The 1,537-nt window shown below is 73.5% G+C and carries 2 protein-coding genes; both read left to right on the forward strand.

Annotated elements, in window-relative coordinates; genetic code table 11:
* The first annotated feature begins 49 nt into the window (after positions 1 to 49).
* On the forward strand, positions 50 to 1,075 hold the full coding sequence (locus AC13HU_RS36940) for a DEDDh family exonuclease (protein ID WP_483046375.1): 1,026 nt from the start codon (positions 50 to 52) through the stop codon (positions 1,073 to 1,075).
* A 106-nt stretch (positions 1,076 to 1,181) separates the two neighbouring features.
* A complete protein-coding gene (locus AC13HU_RS36945; RefSeq protein ID WP_483046374.1) occupies positions 1,182 to 1,433 on the forward strand; it encodes a hypothetical protein in 252 nt (83 codons plus the stop codon).
* Positions 1,434 to 1,537 lie beyond the last annotated feature (104 nt).

Here is a 1,537-nt window from a genome sequence, read left to right on the forward strand (position 1 = left end):
GATCCCCACCCCGGCCTCCTCGCAGGCCCCGGCCTCTTCGCCGATGCCGATGCCGATGCCGATGCCGGCGTCGGCATCGGCAGCATGGCCCACCGGCTACCCCGAGGGATACGCCGTGGTCGACGTGGAGACCACCGGACTCAGCCGGGACGACCGGATAGTGTCCGCCGCCGTCTACCGGTTGGACGCGTACGGCGAGGTGCAGGACCACTGGTACTCGCCGGTGAACCCACAGCGCGACCCGGGCCCGGTGTGGATCCACGGCCTCACCGGCGCGATGCTCGCGAAGGCGCCGCTCTTCCCCGAAATCGCCGACGACCTCGCCGAGCGGCTGGCCGGACGCGTGCTCGTCGCGCACAACGCGGTCTTCGACTGGTCCATGCTGGCAAGGGAGTTCGCCCGCGCGCGGTCCGCCGCCCCGGTCGAGCACCGGCTGTGCACGATCGTGCTGGCCAAGGAGCTGCGGCTGCCGCTGGCCAACCACAAGCTGGAGACGCTCGCCGCGCACTACGGCGTGGAGCAGCGCCGGGCGCACCACGCGCTGGACGACGCCCGGGTGCTCGCCGAGGCGTTCCGGCCGAGCCTGCACCTGGCGGCGGCCGCCGAGTTGCCGCTTCCGCTGCACGCCTGCCGCCCCCTGACGGAGTGGAAGGACACCGCGGGCAGCGCGCCCCGCCCCGGCCAGGACGGCTCGGTGCCCGCCCCGCGCTACGGCCGCATCCACGGCTCGGGATACGGCAACTCCGGCTGGCGCCCGGCCCGCAAGCGGCCGGCCTGCCCGTATCCGAACCCCGGGCGGCTGGCGCCGGACGGGCCGCTGGTGCAGGGCATGCGGGTGGCGTTCTCCGGCGACACCGGCATCGACCGCGAACTGCTGGAGGACCGGGCCACCGACGCCGGGCTGCACGTCGCCTCCTCCGTCAGCCGCCTGACCAGCCTGCTGGTCACCAACGACCCCGACTCCCCCACCACCAAGGTGGTCAAGGCCCGGCAGGTCGGCACCCCGGTCATCGACGAGGAGCGCTTCGCCGAGCTGCTGAAGGCGGTCAGGCCCGCCGACGGTGTACACGGCTGACGCTTGGGTGCCGTACACCGCCATCCGGGTGAAAGCAGCACCGCAGCACGCCGTCGTACCGCGAGCTGTGTTGCCCACCGGCGGGCCGATCCGCACCCTGTGGCACATGGCCCGTTGCGAGGTTTGCGGAAACGACTACGAGTTGAGCTTCGAGGTGCATGCCCAGGGGGTGGTGCACGTCTTCGACAGCTTCGAGTGCGCGATCCACCGGATGGCACCGATCTGCGAGCACTGCCGGGTGCAGATCGTCGGCCACGGAGTGACGGTCGACGGCCGCTTCTACTGCTGCGCGCACTGCGCCAAGGCGGAGGGCGCGGCCGGCATCGTCGACCGGATCGGGACGGCCGCCCCGGCCTAGGGTCTCCCGCGTACCCCGCGTACCCCGCGTACCCGCACGCCCGCGCGGCTTCCCGCGCCCCGTCGCCCGCCCGCGGCCCGACCGCCGCCACCCGCGCCCGTATC

It is taken from the genome of Streptomyces sp. NH27 (assembly GCF_056859195.1).